We start from the raw sequence: 17,342 nt of genomic DNA on the forward strand, positions 1-17,342 counted from the left end.
ACAGGTGTTGCGCTCGACTTGCTATCAGGTGCAAGCATTCCATTCGCACCATGGGAGCAATCATTTCTTGGAAATGATCTAGTCTTGGCAAGCCCCAGGGAGAGATCGCCATGTACCCTTTCTTCGAGCAACTCAGCTCGCGCATCGCCGCGCCGTTCATGGGCGAAAGCTCGCGCAACAGCAAGGTCTGGTCCTGTCGTTGCGGGCAGTCGCTGTTCTTTCGCAACAGCCAGTGCCTGGCCTGTTCAGCGGCGTTGGGTTATCAGCCGGAGCAGAGTCGCTTGTCTGCGCTGCAACCGGGTGTGCAGGCAGGCACATGGTGGCTGGATGCCGATCCCGGGGCGGGCCTGTTTCGACGCTGCGCCAATCTCGACTCCCCGGCGGCCTGTAATTGGTTGCTGCCTGCCAATGACCGTGACGTCTTGTGCATTGCCTGCAGCCTCAATCGCACCATTCCTGACCTATCGATAGCCGACAACCACGAGCGCTGGCGCAAGGTGGAAACCGCCAAGCGGCGTCTGGTGGCGCAACTGCTCAGCCTGGGGTTACAGGTGATTCCCAAAGCCGTCGATGAAGACACGGGCCTTGCCTTCGATTTCATCGGCGTGGACCTCGAAGGCAAACCACCCACTACCGGGCACGCCAATGGCCTGGTCACCCTCGACATCAAGGAAGCCGACGATGCGCACCGCGAGCAGGTGCGAGTGCAAATGCACGAACCCTATCGCACGCTGCTCGGGCATTTTCGTCACGAAGTCGGGCACTACTACTGGGATCGATTGATTGCCCATGGCCAGTGGCTTGAGCCTTTTCGCGGGTTGTTCGGCGATGAGCGCGCCAGCTATGCCGAAGCCCTCGAACGGCATTATCAGCAGGGCGCACCGCTCGACTGGCAGCAGCACTACGTCAGCGCCTACGCCACCATGCACCCGTGGGAAGACTGGGCGGAAACGTGGGCGCATTACCTGCACATGATGGATGCGGTGGACACCGCGCTGGGGTTTGGCATGAGTGCCCGGGAAATGGACTTCGACTATCAGCCGTTTCCACCTCAAACCCTTTACGATCCGCAGCATCCTGGCGGCGCGGCGTTCCTGTCGTTCGTCAATGCCTGGATCGAACTGGCCGGAATGCTCAACGAATTGTCACGCAGCATGGGGCAGCCGGATTTCTATCCGTTCGTCCTGCCGCCAGCGGTCATTGCCAAGCTGCACTTTATTCACCTGGTGATTCAGCAGGAGGGCGGCAGGGCGGACGAGGTGCTTGAGGCGCAATAGCAAGTGCTTGAAGCCCCTCATGTTTTTAATCCGAAACCAACGGTTGTAACTTCGCCTCAGATAGGTACAATGGCGCGGCTCGCCGACAGGTGAGCGTCGTTATGGTGACCCTATCGGTCCCCCCGCAACGATCAGCCGTGAACCCGGTCAGGCCTGGAAGGGAGCAGCCGCAGCGGTGACATTGTGTGCCGGGGTGTGGCTGGTAGGGTTACCACCTTAACGCCACGCGAGTGTTCTCTCGCGTTATCCTTCTGAAATCAGACTTTCGCTAGCTGCCAGGATCTTGTCCGGGGCGGTTTTTTGCCGTTTGCGGTTTATCCACAGCCGCAGGCTCGCCACCGATATACAGCCGAACAACCTCATCGATCTCCCCGGACATCTTCATCCGCGCCAGGGTGCGCAGGATGCTCTGCACCGGGATCTTCGGGTCGTTGCGAACGTAGCAACCGATTTGGTTTTCCTGCAGCACTGCCACGCCTTGCAGTTGCTGCTCCGGCAGCAGGCGGTGATTGAACCAGTCCAGGCTCCATTGATTGCTGACGGCATAGCGATTGCGGCCGGCCAGGAGCTTTTCCAGCACTTGTTCCTGATTGCGTGCGTCGTCGCGCTGCAGTTGGCCGGTGTCGAACAGCGGCTGCAGGGTCGGGTAGCTGTAACCGAGCACGGTGCCAATGGGCTGTTCCGGCAAGTCGGCGGGGTTGACTGCGCCGGGCGGCGCATGCCGGGTGATCAACAAGTCAGGTTGAATGAAGAGCGGGATGCTCCAGAGATAATCGTCAGGCTGATCGGGCAGCCACGATTGCGCGGCATAACAGCGGACATCGACCTCGCCTTGCGCCATGGCGTTTTCCACCCGCCCGCGAGGCAATACATGGAATTCGGCCGGCACGCCGACCTGAGTCGCGAGGCTGAGCATCACGTCATACAGGATGCCCTGGGTCGGCTTGCCCCGTTCAAGCTGCACCATGGGCATGGTCCAGCTGTCGGATATCACGAAGCGCAGCGGTGCTTGCGCAGCCACGCCGTCCAGGCTGATCAACAGCAATGCCCCCAAGGCCAGCCGCATAAACACTCCGTTAAAAGCCCCCGATGTGCAGCTTAGCCACAATACACGAGCGCACCGGATGCAATTTGTCCCTTGCTCCGCTAGCATTAGCCGCTTCTGCTTCCTTCGCTGCGACGGTTTTCGATGAGTTATCAGGTTCTTGCACGTAAATGGCGTCCGCGCTCGTTCCGCGAAATGGTCGGCCAGACCCATGTGCTCAAGGCTCTGATCAATGCCTTGGACAGCCAGCGGCTGCACCACGCCTACCTCTTTACCGGTACCCGTGGGGTCGGCAAGACCACCATCGCGCGGATCATTGCCAAATGCCTTAACTGCGAGACAGGTATCACTTCGACCCCCTGTGGCGAATGCTCGGTGTGTCGCGAAATCGACGAAGGCCGCTTTGTCGACCTGATCGAGATCGACGCCGCGAGCCGCACCAAGGTCGAAGATACCCGCGAATTGCTCGACAACGTGCAGTACGCCCCGAGCCGCGGGCGCTTCAAGGTCTACCTGATCGACGAAGTGCACATGCTCTCCAGCCATTCCTTCAACGCACTGCTCAAAACCCTCGAAGAGCCGCCACCCTACGTCAAGTTCATCCTGGCGACCACTGACCCGCAGAAACTTCCAGCAACGATTCTGTCGCGGTGCCTGCAGTTCTCCTTGAAGAACATGACGCCGGAACGCGTTGTCGAGCACCTGACCCATGTACTGGGTGTCGAGAACGTGCCGTTCGAAGACGATGCGCTGTGGCTGCTGGGCCGTGCCGCCGACGGGTCGATGCGTGATGCCATGAGCCTGACCGACCAGGCGATTGCCTTCGGTGAAGGCAAGGTCATGGCCGCCGACGTGCGGGCGATGCTCGGGACCCTCGATCACGGGCAGGTCTACGACGTCCTGCATGCCCTGATCGAAGGCGATGCCAAGGCGTTGCTCGAAGCCGTCCGCCACCTGGCCGAACAAGGCCCGGACTGGAACGGCGTGCTTTCGGAAATTCTCAATGTGCTGCACCGCGTTGCCATCGCCCAGGCCTTGCCGGAAGGTGTCGACAACGGTCACGGCGACCGTGATCGCGTGCTGGCACTGGCCCAGGCGTTGCCGGCCGAAGACGTGCAGTTCTACTACCAGATGGGCCTGATCGGGCGCCGCGACCTGCCGCTGGCGCCGGATCCCCGGGGCGGTTTTGAAATGGTGTTGCTGCGGATGCTGGCGTTCCGGCCCGCAGACACCGCGGATGCCCCGAGGCAACCGCTAAAGCCAGTGGGGATCAGCCAGGCCACAGTTGATTCCGCAAACTCAGTGGCTGCCGCGCCGGTTGTTGCGCCGGTAGTCGCTGCGGCCGTTGCGCCGATAGCGGCTGCGCCAGTGGCAGCTCCAGCACCTGCACCGGAACCGGTTGCGCCGGTCGTTGTGCCAGAACCTGCGCCTGTGCCTGTGGTTGAAGCGGTCGTGGTCGAAGAGGTTGTCGACCTGCCGTGGAATGACCCGGTCGAGCCAGCGCCCGTCCAGCAACCGGCGGCAGAGCCGGTGCTGGAAACCGCCAGCGAACAACCCGAATTACCGCCAATGCCGTTGCCGACGCCGGACAGCGTGGTGCCGGACGCCCCGGAGTGGGCCGCCGCGCCGATCCCGGAACCTTCGGTGGCCGACGTCGATGCCGCGACGCCGGGCATGGACCTGGATGACGAGCCGCCGCTGGACGAGGATTACATCGAGCCGGACATGGATTCGGCCTACAGTTACCTCGACGAACTGGCCAGCGAGCATGCCGCCGACCCGGCTCCGGAGCCCGAGCCTGAGCCCGCGGCGATGCCGGCCACCGGTCTGGCCCTGCAATGGCTGGAGCTGTTCCCGAAATTGCCGATCTCCGGCATGACCGGCAGTATCGCCGCCAACTGCACGCTGATCGCGGTCGATGGCGACAATTGGCTGATGCACCTGGACCCGGCCCACAGTGCCTTGTTCAACGCCACTCAACAGCGTCGCCTCAACGATGCGCTGAACCAGTATCACCAGCGCACGCTGACCCTGAGCATCGAGCTGATCAAGCCCGAGCAGGAAACCCCGGCACAAGCGGCTTCGCGCCGCCGCGCCAACCGTCAGCGCGAGGCAGAGGAATCGATCCACGGTGATCCGTTCATCCAGCAAATGATGCAGCAGTTCGGTGCGGTGGTCCGTAACGATACTATTGAACCTGTCGACGCCCTGGTCACTCAGGGCTAATAACTGAAGGCACCTGGCCGCATGGGCCGGGCGCTGTTTTAATCCAAGTACTTTTGAGGTGATTACCATGATGAAAGGTGGCATGGCCGGCCTGATGAAGCAGGCGCAGCAGATGCAGGAAAAAATGGCCAAGATGCAGGAAGAACTGGCCAACGCCGAAGTCACCGGTAAGGCCGGTGGCGATATGGTCACCGTGGTGATGACCGGTCGTCATGACGTCAAGAGCGTGACCATTGACCCAAGCCTGGTCGAAGGCATGAGCGAAGACGACAAGGAAATGCTCGAAGCGGTCATCGCATCCGCGGTCAACGATGCCGTGCGCAAGATCGAAGCCAACAGCCAGGACAAAATGGGCAGCATGACTGCCGGCATGCAACTGCCGCCGGGCATGAAACTGCCATTCTGATTCGCCTTCAGGCGGCAGATGAGTTACAAAAATGCCAGGCATAGCGCCTGGCATTTTTGTTTTCGGCATTGGAGATGTAGTGTCTGGAATGCCGTCATCGCGAGCAAGCTCGCTCCCACAGGGGGGGGCATTCCAAATGTGGGAGCGGCGGTGCGGCGATCCGACTTGCCCGCGAAGAAGTCGCCTCGGTCTTGCTGAATAAACATCGAACGCCATACCGCCACAAAGGTCTGCTCCCTACATCACTGAACCTCATCGATCACAGGAGACGCTGCCATGTCCGACCCCATGACCCTCAATCAACGCATTGTCCTGGCTTCTCGCCCGGTGGGCGCGCCAACGCCGGAAAACTTCCGTATGGAGCGGGTGGCGCTGCCGGACCTAGCCGACGGTCAGGTGCTGCTCAAGACCGTTTTCCTGTCGCTGGATCCCTACATGCGCGGGCGCATGAGTGACGCACCGTCCTACGCCGCACCGGTGGAAATCGGCGAAGTCATGACCGGGGGCGCTGTCAGCCGGGTCGAGCGTTCGCTGAATCCGAAGTTTCAGGAAGGTGACCTGGTGGTCGGTGCCACCGGTTGGCAAAGCCACAGCATCAATGACGGTCGCAGCATCATTCCGATTCCCGCGCTGCCAAGCCCTTCCATGGCCCTCGGGGTGCTGGGTATGCCCGGCATGACCGCGTACATGGGCCTGATGGACATCGGCCAGCCGAAAGCCGGCGAAACCCTGGTGGTCGCAGCGGCGTCCGGGGCGGTGGGCTCGGTGGTCGGCCAGGTGGCAAAGATCAAGGGGTTGCGCGTGGTCGGTGTGGCAGGCGGTGCGGAAAAGTGCCGTTATGTGGTCGACGAGTTGGGCTTCGACGCCTGCATCGACCACAAGAGCCCGGACTTTGCCGACGAACTGGCGCAAGCCTGTCCCAAGGGCATCGACATCTATTATGAAAACGTCGGCGGCAAGGTATTCGAAGCCGTGGTGCCATTGCTCAATCCCAAGGCACGGATTCCGCTGTGTGGCTTGATCGCGTCCTATAACGCCCATGAGGCGCCGAGCGGACCGGATCGCCTGCCACTGTTGCAGCGCACCCTGTTGACCAAGCGGGTGCGCATCCAGGGCTTCATCGTGTTCGATGACTATGGTGATCGCCAGCCGGAATTCCTCAGTGCCATGGCGCCCTGGGTGCGCGATGGCAAGGTGAAGTTCCGCGAAGACGTGGTCGATGGCCTGGAACAGGCACCCGATGCGTTCATCGGCCTGCTGGAAGGGCGTAACTTCGGTAAATTGGTGGTTCGGGTTTCCCGGGACTGAGTAATTCACGCTGCAATTTGACGCTCAACCGAGGCGCGGGTATAAACCGCGTCTCGTTGTTTTGTCGGACTTTTCCACCATGAGCTTCAGCCCTTTGATTCGCCAACTGATCGACGCCCTGCGAATTCTGCCAGGCGTGGGTCAGAAAACCGCCCAGCGCATGGCGTTGCAGTTGCTCGAGCGTGACCGCAGCGGCGGCTCGCGCCTGGCGCTGGCCCTGAGCCAGGCCATGGAAGGGGTCGGTCACTGCCGCTTGTGCCGTACGCTGACGGAAGATGATCTGTGCCCGCAATGCGCCGATACCCGTCGCGACGATACCTTGCTCTGCGTGGTGGAAGGGCCGATGGACGTCTATGCGGTGGAGCAGACCGGTTTCCGCGGGCGCTATTTCGTGCTCAAGGGCCATCTGTCGCCGCTCGACGGCTTGGGGCCGGAAGCCATCGGCATTCCGCAGTTGATGGCACGGATCGAAGAGGCCGGCACCTTCACCGAAGTCATTCTGGCCACCAACCCGACCGTGGAAGGTGAAGCCACGGCGCACTACATCGCCCAATTGCTCAGCAGCAAAGGCCTGATCGCCTCGCGCATCGCCCATGGCGTACCGCTGGGTGGCGAGCTGGAGCTGGTGGATGGCGGGACGCTGGCGCATTCGTTTGCCGGGCGTAAGCCGATTTCGCTCTGAGTTCATGTGGCGTCCATGCTGACGCCATCGTCGGATCGCCGCCCGGAGCAAGCTCGCTCCCACATTGGTTTTGTGTGCACCGCAGAACCCCTGTGGGAGCAAGCTTGCTCGCGATGCAGGCGGCGCAGTCCGTCTGAATGACACAATCCTGTTGAAAACCAAGCAAGCGCTCGGTTAACTTCACTGACCCCTTCAGTGGAGCTCGCCGATGTCTGCCTTTCAGGAATACTTCGACCCCAGCCACCAATTGGTCCGCGACAGCGTCAGACGTTTCGTCGAACGCGAGATTCTTCCTGACGTCTCGCAGTGGGAAGAAGCCGAAAGCTTTCCTCGCGAGCTCTACCTCAAGGCCGGCGCGGCGGGGATTCTCGGCATCGGGTACCCGGAGGCCTACGGAGGCAGCCACGAAGGGGATCTGTTCGCAAAGGTTGCCGCCAGTGAAGAGTTGATGCGTTGTGGCTCAGGCGGGTTGGTTGCCGGCCTGGGGTCGCTGGATATCGGCTTGCCGCCCATCCTCAAGTGGGCCCGACCCGAAGTGCGGGACCGAGTGCTGCCCCAGGTGCTGTCGGGAGAGAAGATCAGCGCCCTGGCCATCACCGAGCCCGGCGGCGGTTCCGACGTCGCCAACCTGCAAACCCGTGCCGTGCGCGACGGTGACTTTTACCGGGTCAGTGGCAGCAAGACCTTTATCACCAGCGGCGTGCGCGCGGATTTCTATACCGTCGCAGTGCGAACGGGCGAACCGGGTTTCGGTGGCATCAGCCTGTTACTGATCGAGAAGGGCACACCGGGATTCACCGTAGGACGGCAGCTGAAGAAAATGGGCTGGTGGGCGTCAGACACCGCTGAACTGTTCTTCGATGATTGCCCAGTGCCCGCAGGAAACCTGATCGGCGCCGAGAACATGGGCTTTGCCTGCATCATGGGCAACTTCCAGAGCGAGCGTCTGGCCCTGGCATTGATGGCCAACATGACCGCACAGCTGGCGCTGGAAGAGAGCCTGAAATGGGCGCGCCAGCGCGAAGCCTTTGGCAAACCGATCGGCAAGTTTCAGGTGATCAAGCATCGCCTCGCCGAGATGGCGACCGCGCTGGAGGTGTCCCGGGAATTCACTTACCGCCAGGCCGCGAAAATGGCGGCGGGGCAGAGCGTGATCAAGGAGATTTCCATGGCCAAGAATTTTGCGACAGATACTGCGGACCGGATCGTGAACGATGCGGTGCAGATACTCGGAGGGCTGGGTTACATGCGCGAGAGCCTGGTGGAGCGGCTGTATCGCGATAACCGCATCCTGTCGATTGGCGGCGGGACGCGGGAAGTGATGAACGAGATCATCAGCAAGCAGATGGGGCTTTGAACCGATCTTGAATTTAGTGGTGTTGCCGCTGACGCCATCGCGAGCAAGCTCGCTCCCACAGTGGATTGCATTCTTTCTGACAGAACGCGGTCGAATGTGGGAGCGAGCTTGCTCGCGATGGCGGTCTGACCGGCGCCGCTTACTTGTCGCTCAACGCAAACTGCGTCAGGCAGAACGTAGGAATGCCCATGTCTTCCAGACGCTGCGAGCCACCCAGCTCCGGCAGATCGATGATCGCCGCCGCTTCATGCACCCGGGCGCCCATGCGGCGGATCAGGTTGGCGGCGGCAATCAGGGTGCCGCCGGTGGCGATCAGGTCATCGAACATCACCACCGAATCCCCTTCGCACAGGCTGTCGGCGTGCACTTCCAGGAAGGCTTCGCCGTATTCGGTCGCATAGCCCTCGGCCAGCACGTCGGCTGGCAGCTTGCCTTGCTTGCGGAACAGCACCAGCGGCTTGTTCAACTGATAGGCCAGTACCGAACCGATCAGGAAGCCACGGGCGTCCATCGCGCCGATGTGGGTGAAGTCAGCCTCGACATAACGGTGGGCGAAGCTGTCCATCACCAGGCGCAGGGCCGTGGGCGACTGGAACAGCGGGGTGATGTCGCGAAAGATCACACCCGGTTTCGGGAAGTCGATGACAGGGCGGATGAGGGATTTGATGTCGAAGGAGTCGAAGACCATCGTCGTGGTGTCCTGGCAGGGCTGCAAACGACGCAGTATAACGGCGGCTGAACCGTTTCGCTCAGCCGCAACGTTTTGTTTCAGCCTTCCAGTGAGCCACCGGCCAGGGCGCACAGCTGGATCGGGTCGATAATCCGGATTTCCTTGCCTTCTGCCGCAATCAGCTCGTTTTGCTGGAAGCGGGTAAAAACGCGGGACACGGTTTCCACCGCCAGGCCCAGGTAGTTGCCGATTTCGTTACGCGACATGCTCAGGCGGAACTGATTGGCGGAAAAACCCCGGGCGCGGAAACGTGCCGAAAGGTTGACCAGGAAGGTGGCGATGCGTTCGTCGGCGGTCTTTTTCGACAGCAGCAGCATCATCTGCTGGTCGTCACGGATTTCGCGACTCATCACCCGCATCAGCTGACGGCGCAACTGCGGCAATTGCAGGGCCAGTTCGTCGAGACGCTCGAAAGGAATTTCACACACCGAGGTGGTTTCCAGGGCTTGTGCCGACACAGGGTGCTTTTCCGTGTCCATGCCCGACAGGCCGACCAGTTCGCTGGGCAGGTGGAAGCCGGTGAGCTGTTCTTCACCGGTGTCGCTCAGGCTGAAGGTCTTGAGGGCGCCAGAACGGACCGCGTAGACAGAATCGAAGGTATCGCCCTGACGGAACAGAAATTCGCCTTTTTTCAGCGGCCGGCCACGTTTGACGATTTCGTCCAGCGCATCCATGTCTTCCAGATTCAGCGAAAGTGGCAGGCAAAGAGGGGCCAGGCTGCAATCCTTGCAATGGGCTTGATTATGAGCGCGCAGTTTTACTGGCTCGGACATTTCTTCAATCCTTGTGGGAATTCACACATAAGACGTAAGGGTAACTCACCATAGGATATCGAGGCCAGTCTGGGGCGCTAGCTTGCAGAATTAGATTACCCGTGAAAATCGCTGGCGACTGTGTTGTTCCAGGTACGCGTCGAACACCATGCACACCGAGCGCACCAACAGTCGCCCGGCGGGCAGGACGGTGATCCTGTCGCGATCGAGTTCGATCAGCCCGTCTTTGGCCATGTATTGCAACTGGGGCCAGAGATCGCCGAAATAGCCTTGGAAATCGATGTTGAAGGCCTGCTCGATGTCAGCGTATTCGAGACTGAAATTGCAGATCAATTGCTGGATGACCGCACGCCGCAGCCGGTCATCGGCATTGCACAGCAGGCCGCGGCTGGTGGCCAGTTGCATGGATGCGAGCGCGTTCTGGTACTGGTTCAGGTCGCTGCTGTTCTGGCAGTACAGGTCGCCGATCTGGCTGATTGCCGACACGCCGAGGCCGATCAAGTCGCAATGACCGTGGGTGGTGTAGCCCTGGAAATTGCGTTGCAGGGTCGATTCTTCCTGGGCAATCGCCAGCTCGTCGTCGGGCAGGGCGAAGTGGTCCATGCCGATGTAGCGGTAACCGGCGCCGATCAGTTGCTCGATGGTGCGCTGCAGCATTTCCAGTTTCTGCGCCGGTGTCGGCAGTTCATCGCTGTTGATGCGCCGCTGCGGCATGAAGCGTTCTGGCAGGTGGGCGTAGTTGAACACCGATAATCTGTCCGGTTGCAGGCGGATGACCTCTTCCACGGTGCGGGCGAAATTCTCCGGTGTCTGTCTCGGCAGGCCGTAGATCAGGTCGATATTGATCGAGCGAAACTGCAAGGTGCGGGCGGCGTCGATCACCGCGCGGGTTTCTTCCAGGCTTTGCAGGCGATTGACTGCACGTTGCACGGCCGGGTCGAGGTCTTGCAGGCCGATGCTGACCCGATTGAAACCCAGTTCGCGCAGCAGGCCCATGGTTGACCAGTCGGCCTCGCGCGGGTCGATCTCGATGCCGTAGTCGCCGGAGTCGTCGTCCAGCAAATTGAAGTGTTTGCGCAAATGCGCCATCAACTGGCGCAGTTCGTCGTGGCTGAGAAAGGTCGGTGTGCCGCCACCGAAGTGCAGTTGCTCGACTTTCTGCGTTGGGTCGAGGTGGCAGGCGATCAACTGGATTTCCTGTTCCAGACGCTGCAAGTACGGCTGCGCCCGCCCGCGATCCTTGGTGATGACCTTGTTGCAGGCGCAGTAATAGCAAATGTTCGCGCAGAACGGCACGTGCACGTACAGCGACAACGGGCGTTGGGCCTTGCGGCTGTCGCGCAGGGCATGAAACAGGTCGAAGGTGCCGACCTGGCTGTTGAATTGCACGGCGGTCGGGTACGAGGTGTAGCGTGGTCCCGCCAGGTCATAACGGCGGATCAGATCGGTGTCCCAACGAATGGCGTCGAGCATCATGCGGGCATTCCCCCGGATAGGCTGGCAGTGTCGGCCACTTTATGCGAGGGCGGGGTGGGGCATCTTGATTTGCATCAAGGTCAGAATCTTTGTCGTTTGTGAGGGCCTCATCGCGAGCAAGCTCGCTCCCACAGGTTTTGTGTACGCAGCGACTCCCCTGTGGGAGCGAGCTTGCTCGCGATGGGCGCGCCGCCGGTTTAATGCCCCATCAACCAATGCTGATGCGGCCCCGGCAACGTCCAGATGCCAAACAGCATCACCAGCATCCCACCCGCCATCCGCACGCTGCGCTTGCGCAACAGTGCGGTGATGCGCTCGGCGGCAAGGCCTGTCGCCAGCAGCACCGGCCAGGTGCCGAGCCCGAACGCGAGCATCAACACCGCACTGTCCAGCGCGTCGCCCTGGCTGGCCGACCATAACAAGGTGCTGTAGACCAGACCGCACGGCAGCCAGCCCCAGAGTGCGCCCAACAGCAGCGCACGCGGAACGTTCGACACCGGCAGTAACCGGTTGGCGACTGGCTGGATATGCCGCCACAGGCCTCGACCGAGGCTTTCGATACGGGTCAGGCCGCTCCACCAGCCGGCCAGGTACAGGCCCATGGCAATCAGCAGCAAGCCGGCGAGGATGCGCAGGAACATCGCCGCCGGGCTGCTGGCCACGGCCCATCCGGCCAGGCCGATCAGCAGTCCGGCACAGGCATAGCTCAGAATCCGGCCCAGGTTATAGGCCAGCAGCAGACGAAAGCGGCGGCTGCGTTGCTCCTTGGGAATCGCCAGGGTCAGCGCGCCCATCAAGCCGCCGCACATGCCCAGGCAATGGCCGCCGCCGAGCAAGCCGAGGATCACCGCAGACACCAGCAGTGGCGTCAATTCAAGCATGGGGCGGGGCCTTGTCGTCCGTTTTGGCCGGTTGGCCGCTGGCCTCGTCGACGGCGGCGGTGTGGTTCGGGTCCTGGTCGTCGAACAGGATGCTGTGGGCCGGGCCGTCAAGGTCGTCGTACTGACCGCTGTCCACCGCCCAGAAGAAGATATAGACGGCGATGGCCACGATCAGCAGCGCAGCGGGAATCATCACGTAAAGAGCTGGCATCTGGACTCCATGCCCGCGCGGCTCAGGCCGGCAGCGGGCGGGTTTCTGGCGTGGTGCCGGGGGCGGGCGCGCTCGGCATGCGAGTCAGGCGCAGCGCGTTCAACACCACGGTCAACGAACTGATCGACATGCCCACCGCCGCCCATACCGGAGTGATCCAGCCGAGGGCGGCGAAGGGCAACATGAGGCCATTGTACAACCCGGCCCACAGAAGGTTCTCGATAATGACCCGGCGGGTGCGCCGCGCCAGGCTGAAGGCTTGCACCAGCGCGTCGAGGCGGTTGGACAGCAGCACGGCGTCGGCACTGGTTTTTGCCAGGTCGGTGGCCGAGCCCATGGCGACGCTGATATCCGCAGCCGCCAGCACCGGCACGTCATTGACCCCGTCACCGAGCATCAACACCTTGCGGCCTTCCTTGTGGAGTTGTTGCAGGACCTGCAGTTTATCGTCCGGACGCAAGCCGCCGCGGGCTTCATCGATACCCAGTTCCGCGGCCACGCTGGCGACCATCGGCGAGCTGTCGCCGGACAGCAGCAGCGTGCGCCAGCCACGGGCCTTGCAAGCGGCGAGCAGCGCGGGCGCATCGGCACGCAAGCGATCATCGAGGACGAGCCAGGCCAGCGGCCCCTCGCTGTCGCCCAGTAGCAGCCATTGGCCGGGTTCTTCGGGCATCGATGGCACCATGGCACCGCTGAGTTCGCAGACAAAACCCGGTTGGCCGATACGCAGACGCCGCCCATCAACCAGCCCCTCCAGGCCAAGGCCCGGTGTGCTGTGGACTTCTTCGGCAGCCGTCGGCGCACGACCGAAAGCGCGGGCGATCGGATGTTCGGAGCGGTTTTCCAGGGCGGCGGCGAGGCTCAGGCATTGATCGCTGTCGAGCGCGCCGAGGGGGCGGATCGAGCGCAGCGCCAGGCGTCCTTCGGTGAGGGTGCCGGTCTTGTCGAAAATCACCGTGTCGATCTGGTTCAGGCCTTCCAGCACATGGCCGCGGGTCAGCAACAGACCGAGTTTGTGCAGTGTGCCGGTGGCGGCGGTGAGGGCGGTCGGCGTCGCCAGCGACAAGGCGCACGGGCAGGTCGCCACCAGCATCGCCAGCACGATCCAGAAGGCTCGCGAGGCATCCAACTGCCACCACAACAGGCCAATCGCGGCGGCGGCGATCAGCGACAACAGCAGGAACCATTGCGCGGCGCGGTCGGCGATTTCCGCCAGGCGCGGTTTTTCCGCCTGGGCACGATCGAGCAGGCGAACGATGGCCGAGAGGCGAGTGTCCTGGCCCAGGGCCTGGACCTCGACGGTGAGTGCGCCTTCGACGTTCATTGTGCCGGCGGTGACCGCGTCGCCGAGGGTGCGTGGTTGCGGCAGGTATTCGCCGGTCAGCAGCGACTCGTCGACACTCGACTGGCCGTCGAGGATCTTGCCGTCAGCCGGGAGAATGGCGCCCGGATGAACCAGCACCTGATCGCCGACACGCAGTTCACTGAGCAGAATGCGTTCGCTCTGGCCGTCGGCTGTCAATCGCAGGCACGAGGCGGGCAATAGATTCACAAGCTGCGCGGTGGCGGCGGCGGTGCGCTCGCGGGCGCGGCGTTCCAGATAACGCCCGGCCAGCAGGAACAGGGCAAACATGCCGACGGCATCGAAATACAGCTCGCCGACCCCGGTGATGGACGTCCAGATCCCGGCGATGTAGGCGCTGCCGATGGCCAGCGACACGGAAACGTCCATGGTCAGATGGCGGGTGCGCAGATCGCGCATGGCGCCTTTGAAGAACGGCGCGCAGCTGTAGAACACAATCGGGGTGGTGAGGAACAGCGCGACCCAGCGCAGGATGGTGTGCAGTTCGGGGCTGAGGTCGATGTTGAATTCAGGCCAGGTGGCCATGGTTGCCATCATCGCCTGGAACCACAGCAGACCGGCCACGCCGAGCTGGCGCAGGGCCAGGCGGTTTTCGCTGGCCAGTTGTTCGCTGGCCCGGTCGGCCTGATACGGGTGTGCGGCGTACCCGATGTGACGCAGTTCGCTGAGGACCTGGCTCAGCGGCAACTGCCCATCGGCCCAGCGGACGTGCAGGCGATGGTTGGACAGGTTCAGGCGCGCTTCGGCTACCGCCGGCATCGTGCGCAGGTGTTTTTCGATCAGCCAGCCGCAGGCCGCGCAGCTGATGCCTTCCATCAGCAGCGTGGTTTCGGCCAGTTCGCCATCGTGGCGGACAAAGGGCTGCTGCACATCGGCGCGGTCGTACAGCGCCAGTTCATCCACCAGTTGCACCGGCAGCGCTTCAGGGTTGGCCGAGGCTTCGCTGCGGTGCTGGTAATAGCTTTCCAGGCCACCGGCGACAATGGCCTCGGCCACGGCCTGGCAGCCTGGGCAGCAGAATTCGCGGGTTTGCCCCAGGACCGCAGCGGTGAAGCGGCTGCCGGCCGGGACGGGCAGGGCGCAGTGGTAGCAGGGGAGTGGGGTGGTGGTCATGGAGTATTCACTAGTACTGCTGAATCTCTATCGTCGGATAGGGCCTCATCGCGAGCAAGCTCGCTCCCACAGGGATCAACTGTGGGAGCGAGCTTGCTCGCGATGCGCGAAGCGCGGCTTTACTTTTTCAGGTCTTCAGCACCTTGCAGCGGTTCGTCACCCAGCAGCAGATCCTTGTCATGGCTGACCGGTTCCTCTTCGAACATGCGCCAGATGTGCTCGTCCTGAGTGCCAAGCAACTCGACAAAACGCCGGCCTTCGATCTTGTCACTCAATTGGCCGATGTAGCGGCCCTGTTCGGTTTCGCTGCGGGTCAGGGTGATCTTGCGATCCTTTTCCGGCTGGGTCGGCGAGATCAGGTTCAGCTCCAGGGTCTTGGGCTGGCTGTCGCCGCTCAGGCGCAGGTCAACCTCGCCAGTCATGCCGTCGAGATGAACGCTGGCGCGCATTTTCAGGGTCTGGGCCAGCAGCTCACGGTCGAGGGAGCGGTTGATGCCTTTGCCAGCCTCGTAGTAGTTGTCGTTGACCAGGTTGTCCGGGTTGTTCACCGCGATGGTCACCATGGACAAGGTCAGGGCCACCGAGCAGGCCAGGATCCCGATGATGATCCACGGCCAGAGGTGCTTGTACCAGGGGCTTGCGGCATTTGCTGCGGGCATGTTCAGTTCTCTCAACGATTCTGTGGGCCGATGAACCGGCTCTTGGCTTCAATGTGGACGCTGTCGTCATCGGCGTCCTTGAGGATGAATTTCACCTCGTTGGTGCTCGACGGCAGTTTTTCCGGTGCAACGGACAGCTCGGCAGGCTGGCTGACGATCTCGCCGGCCGCAACCTTGATCTCGCGTCGACCCTGCAATTTGAGATCCGGCAGGCCGGATGCTTCGAGCAGGTAGGTATGGTCGCGCTGGTCCTTGTTCATGATTTTCAGGCTGTAGACGTTTTCGATCCGGCCTTCGGCGTTCTCGCGGTACAGCACGCGGTCCTTGCTGACATCGAAACCCACCAGCGCACGCATGAAGAATGCCGTTACCAGCAGGCTGATCATCGCCAGCAGCACAATGGCATAGCCAATCAGGCGCGGGCGCAGTTTATGGGTTTTCTGTCCGGACAGGTTGTGCTCGGTGGTGTAGCTGATCAGTCCGCGCGGGTAGTCCATCTTGTCCATGATGGCGTCGCAGGCATCGATGCAGGCGGCGCAACCGATGCATTCGATCTGCAGGCCGTCGCGGATGTCGATGCCCGTCGGGCAGACCTGGACGCACATGGTGCAGTCGATGCAGTCGCCCAGGCCCTGGGCCTTGTAGTCGATACCTTTTTTACGCGGTCCACGGCCTTCGCCACGGCGCGGATCGTAGGAAACGATCAGGGTGTCCTTGTCGAACATCACGCTCTGGAAGCGTGCGTACGGGCACATGTAGATGCACACCTGTTCGCGCAACCAGCCGGCGTTGCCGTAAGTGGCGAGGGTGAAGAAACCGACCCAGAAGTACGACCAGCCATCCGCCTGGCCGGTGAAAAATTCGAATACCAGCTCGCGGATCGGCGAGAAGTAGCCGACGAAGGTCATGCCGGTAACGAAGCCGATCAACAGCCACAAGCTGTGTTTGCTGAACTTGCGCACGAACTTGTTGGCGCTCATCGGCGCCTTGTCGAGCTTGATGCGTTGGTTGCGGTCACCTTCGGTGACTTTTTCGCACCACATGAAAATCCAGGTCCAGACGCTTTGCGGGCAGGTATAGCCGCACCAGACCCGTCCGGCGTACACGGTGATGAAGAACAGGCCGAAGGCGGCGATGATCAACATGCCGGACAGCAGAATGAAATCCTGAGGCCAGAAGGTGGCGCCGAAAATGAAGAACTTGCGCTCCGGCAGGTTCCACCACACGGCCTGATGACCGCCCCAATCCAGCCACACCGTGCCGAAGTACAGCAGGAACAACAGGGCTCCGCCGGTCATCCGCAGGTTGCGAAACAGGCCGGTGAAGGCGCGGGTGTAGATTTTTTCCCTGGAGGCGTAGAGGTCGACGCTGTTGTTCGCGTTCTTGGTGGGTGGAGTGACGTCGTGTACCGGAATCTGGTTGCTCATCATTGCATCCCACGGCAGTGGAAAAATGCCTCGGTCAGTACGTGCCGACCGCGGTCAAAAAGGGGTGTTGCAGTGGCGCAATGATACGCCTGTCGCTCTAGCCTGCGGGTGCGACCTTTGGTCGCGTTGGGGAAAAATCATGAATGGTGTAGCAGATGTAACAAAACATGATGCAGGTCAATTGACTATAGACGATTTATCTTTTTTCTCCGTCGAGCGTCGACGGGTGCCTGGGTGGAAAGAGATATCAAAAGTCTGCTGTATAAAGAATATGTTTTTAACTTTGGTCATACTTTGTGATTGTTGGTCGATGGATGTTTGGTTCTTGTTTTAATAAGTTGTCACTGCGGCAGCAATAAGATTTGATTGTGGTATTGCGTGTCGTATATTTAAAAATCTACTTAAGGA

The 17,342-nt window shown here is 61.5% G+C and carries 15 protein-coding genes and 1 other RNA gene; 7 read left to right on the forward strand and 9 right to left on the reverse strand.

Annotation, left to right across the window (positions count from 1 at the left end; translation table 11 throughout):
- The first annotated feature begins 110 nt into the window (after positions 1 to 110).
- Both PSJE_RS06705 and ffs read left to right on the forward strand, forming a co-directional pair.
- Positions 111 to 1,277 (forward strand): zinc-binding metallopeptidase family protein, encoded by a 1,167-nt coding sequence (locus tag PSJE_RS06705; protein WP_090454065.1) that lies wholly within the window; start codon positions 111 to 113, stop codon positions 1,275 to 1,277.
- A 111-nt stretch (positions 1,278 to 1,388) separates the two neighbouring features.
- Positions 1,389 to 1,485: signal recognition particle sRNA small type (gene ffs / locus PSJE_RS06710), an RNA gene on the forward strand.
- Between the two features lie 60 nt (positions 1,486 to 1,545).
- On the opposite strand, the gene PSJE_RS06715 is transcribed toward ffs, so the two are convergent.
- Entirely contained in the window at positions 1,546 to 2,343 is a 798-nt protein-coding gene (locus tag PSJE_RS06715; protein ID WP_090454066.1) for a substrate-binding periplasmic protein, read from the reverse strand.
- A 123-nt stretch (positions 2,344 to 2,466) separates the two neighbouring features.
- On the opposite strand from PSJE_RS06715, the gene dnaX reads away from it, so the two are divergent.
- From dnaX to PSJE_RS06740, 5 genes are all read left to right on the forward strand, one after another.
- The gene (gene dnaX / locus PSJE_RS06720) at positions 2,467 to 4,548 is read left to right on the forward strand and encodes a DNA polymerase III subunit gamma/tau (RefSeq protein ID WP_090454068.1); all 2,082 of its coding nucleotides are present in this window, start codon (positions 2,467 to 2,469) and stop codon (positions 4,546 to 4,548) included.
- Positions 4,549 to 4,615: 67 nt separating this feature from the next.
- Positions 4,616 to 4,954: a YbaB/EbfC family nucleoid-associated protein gene (locus PSJE_RS06725; RefSeq protein ID WP_007971455.1), complete on the forward strand. Its 339-nt coding sequence runs from the start codon at positions 4,616 to 4,618 to the stop codon at positions 4,952 to 4,954.
- A 276-nt stretch (positions 4,955 to 5,230) separates the two neighbouring features.
- A complete protein-coding gene (locus PSJE_RS06730) occupies positions 5,231 to 6,262 on the forward strand; it encodes an NADP-dependent oxidoreductase (RefSeq protein ID WP_090454070.1) in 1,032 nt (343 codons plus the stop codon).
- A gap of 79 nt (positions 6,263 to 6,341) precedes the next feature.
- On the forward strand, positions 6,342 to 6,944 hold the full coding sequence (gene recR / locus PSJE_RS06735) for a recombination mediator RecR (protein WP_057715679.1): 603 nt from the start codon (positions 6,342 to 6,344) through the stop codon (positions 6,942 to 6,944).
- A 208-nt stretch (positions 6,945 to 7,152) separates the two neighbouring features.
- Entirely contained in the window at positions 7,153 to 8,301 is a 1,149-nt protein-coding gene (locus tag PSJE_RS06740) for an acyl-CoA dehydrogenase family protein (protein ID WP_090454072.1), read from the forward strand.
- Positions 8,302 to 8,440: 139 nt separating this feature from the next.
- Here PSJE_RS06740 and PSJE_RS06745 read toward each other — a convergent pair whose 3' ends face one another.
- The 8 genes from PSJE_RS06745 to ccoG form a co-directional block, all read right to left on the reverse strand.
- Complete coding sequence (locus tag PSJE_RS06745) at positions 8,441 to 8,989, reverse strand: adenine phosphoribosyltransferase (RefSeq protein ID WP_008057870.1); 549 nt, start codon at positions 8,987 to 8,989, stop codon at positions 8,441 to 8,443.
- A gap of 80 nt (positions 8,990 to 9,069) precedes the next feature.
- Positions 9,070 to 9,804: a fumarate/nitrate reduction transcriptional regulator Fnr gene (gene fnr, locus PSJE_RS06750; RefSeq protein WP_046041331.1), complete on the reverse strand. Its 735-nt coding sequence runs from the start codon at positions 9,802 to 9,804 to the stop codon at positions 9,070 to 9,072.
- 90 nt (positions 9,805 to 9,894) lie between these two features.
- Positions 9,895 to 11,277 carry an oxygen-independent coproporphyrinogen III oxidase gene (gene hemN / locus PSJE_RS06755; protein WP_090457792.1) on the reverse strand — a complete coding sequence of 461 codons (1,383 nt, stop codon included), beginning with the start codon at positions 11,275 to 11,277 and terminating at the stop codon, positions 9,895 to 9,897.
- A 200-nt stretch (positions 11,278 to 11,477) separates the two neighbouring features.
- Positions 11,478 to 12,161 (reverse strand): sulfite exporter TauE/SafE family protein, encoded by a 684-nt coding sequence (locus PSJE_RS06760; RefSeq protein ID WP_090454074.1) that lies wholly within the window; start codon positions 12,159 to 12,161, stop codon positions 11,478 to 11,480.
- A complete protein-coding gene (ccoS, locus tag PSJE_RS06765) occupies positions 12,154 to 12,372 on the reverse strand; it encodes a cbb3-type cytochrome oxidase assembly protein CcoS (RefSeq protein WP_056721958.1) in 219 nt (72 codons plus the stop codon). The genes PSJE_RS06760 and ccoS overlap by 8 nt, the downstream gene beginning before the upstream one ends.
- Before the next feature lie 22 nt (positions 12,373 to 12,394).
- Entirely contained in the window at positions 12,395 to 14,848 is a 2,454-nt protein-coding gene (locus PSJE_RS06770; RefSeq protein WP_090454076.1) for a heavy metal translocating P-type ATPase, read from the reverse strand.
- A 119-nt stretch (positions 14,849 to 14,967) separates the two neighbouring features.
- Positions 14,968 to 15,507, reverse strand: coding sequence for a FixH family protein (locus tag PSJE_RS06775; protein WP_057715675.1), 540 nt, complete (start codon positions 15,505 to 15,507; stop codon positions 14,968 to 14,970).
- Between the two features lie 11 nt (positions 15,508 to 15,518).
- On the reverse strand, positions 15,519 to 16,934 hold the full coding sequence (gene ccoG / locus PSJE_RS06780; protein WP_090454077.1) for a cytochrome c oxidase accessory protein CcoG: 1,416 nt from the start codon (positions 16,932 to 16,934) through the stop codon (positions 15,519 to 15,521).
- Between the last annotated feature and the right edge of the window lie 408 nt (positions 16,935 to 17,342).

Source organism: Pseudomonas jessenii (assembly GCF_002236115.1).
GTDB lineage: Bacteria > Pseudomonadota > Gammaproteobacteria > Pseudomonadales > Pseudomonadaceae > Aquipseudomonas > Aquipseudomonas jessenii.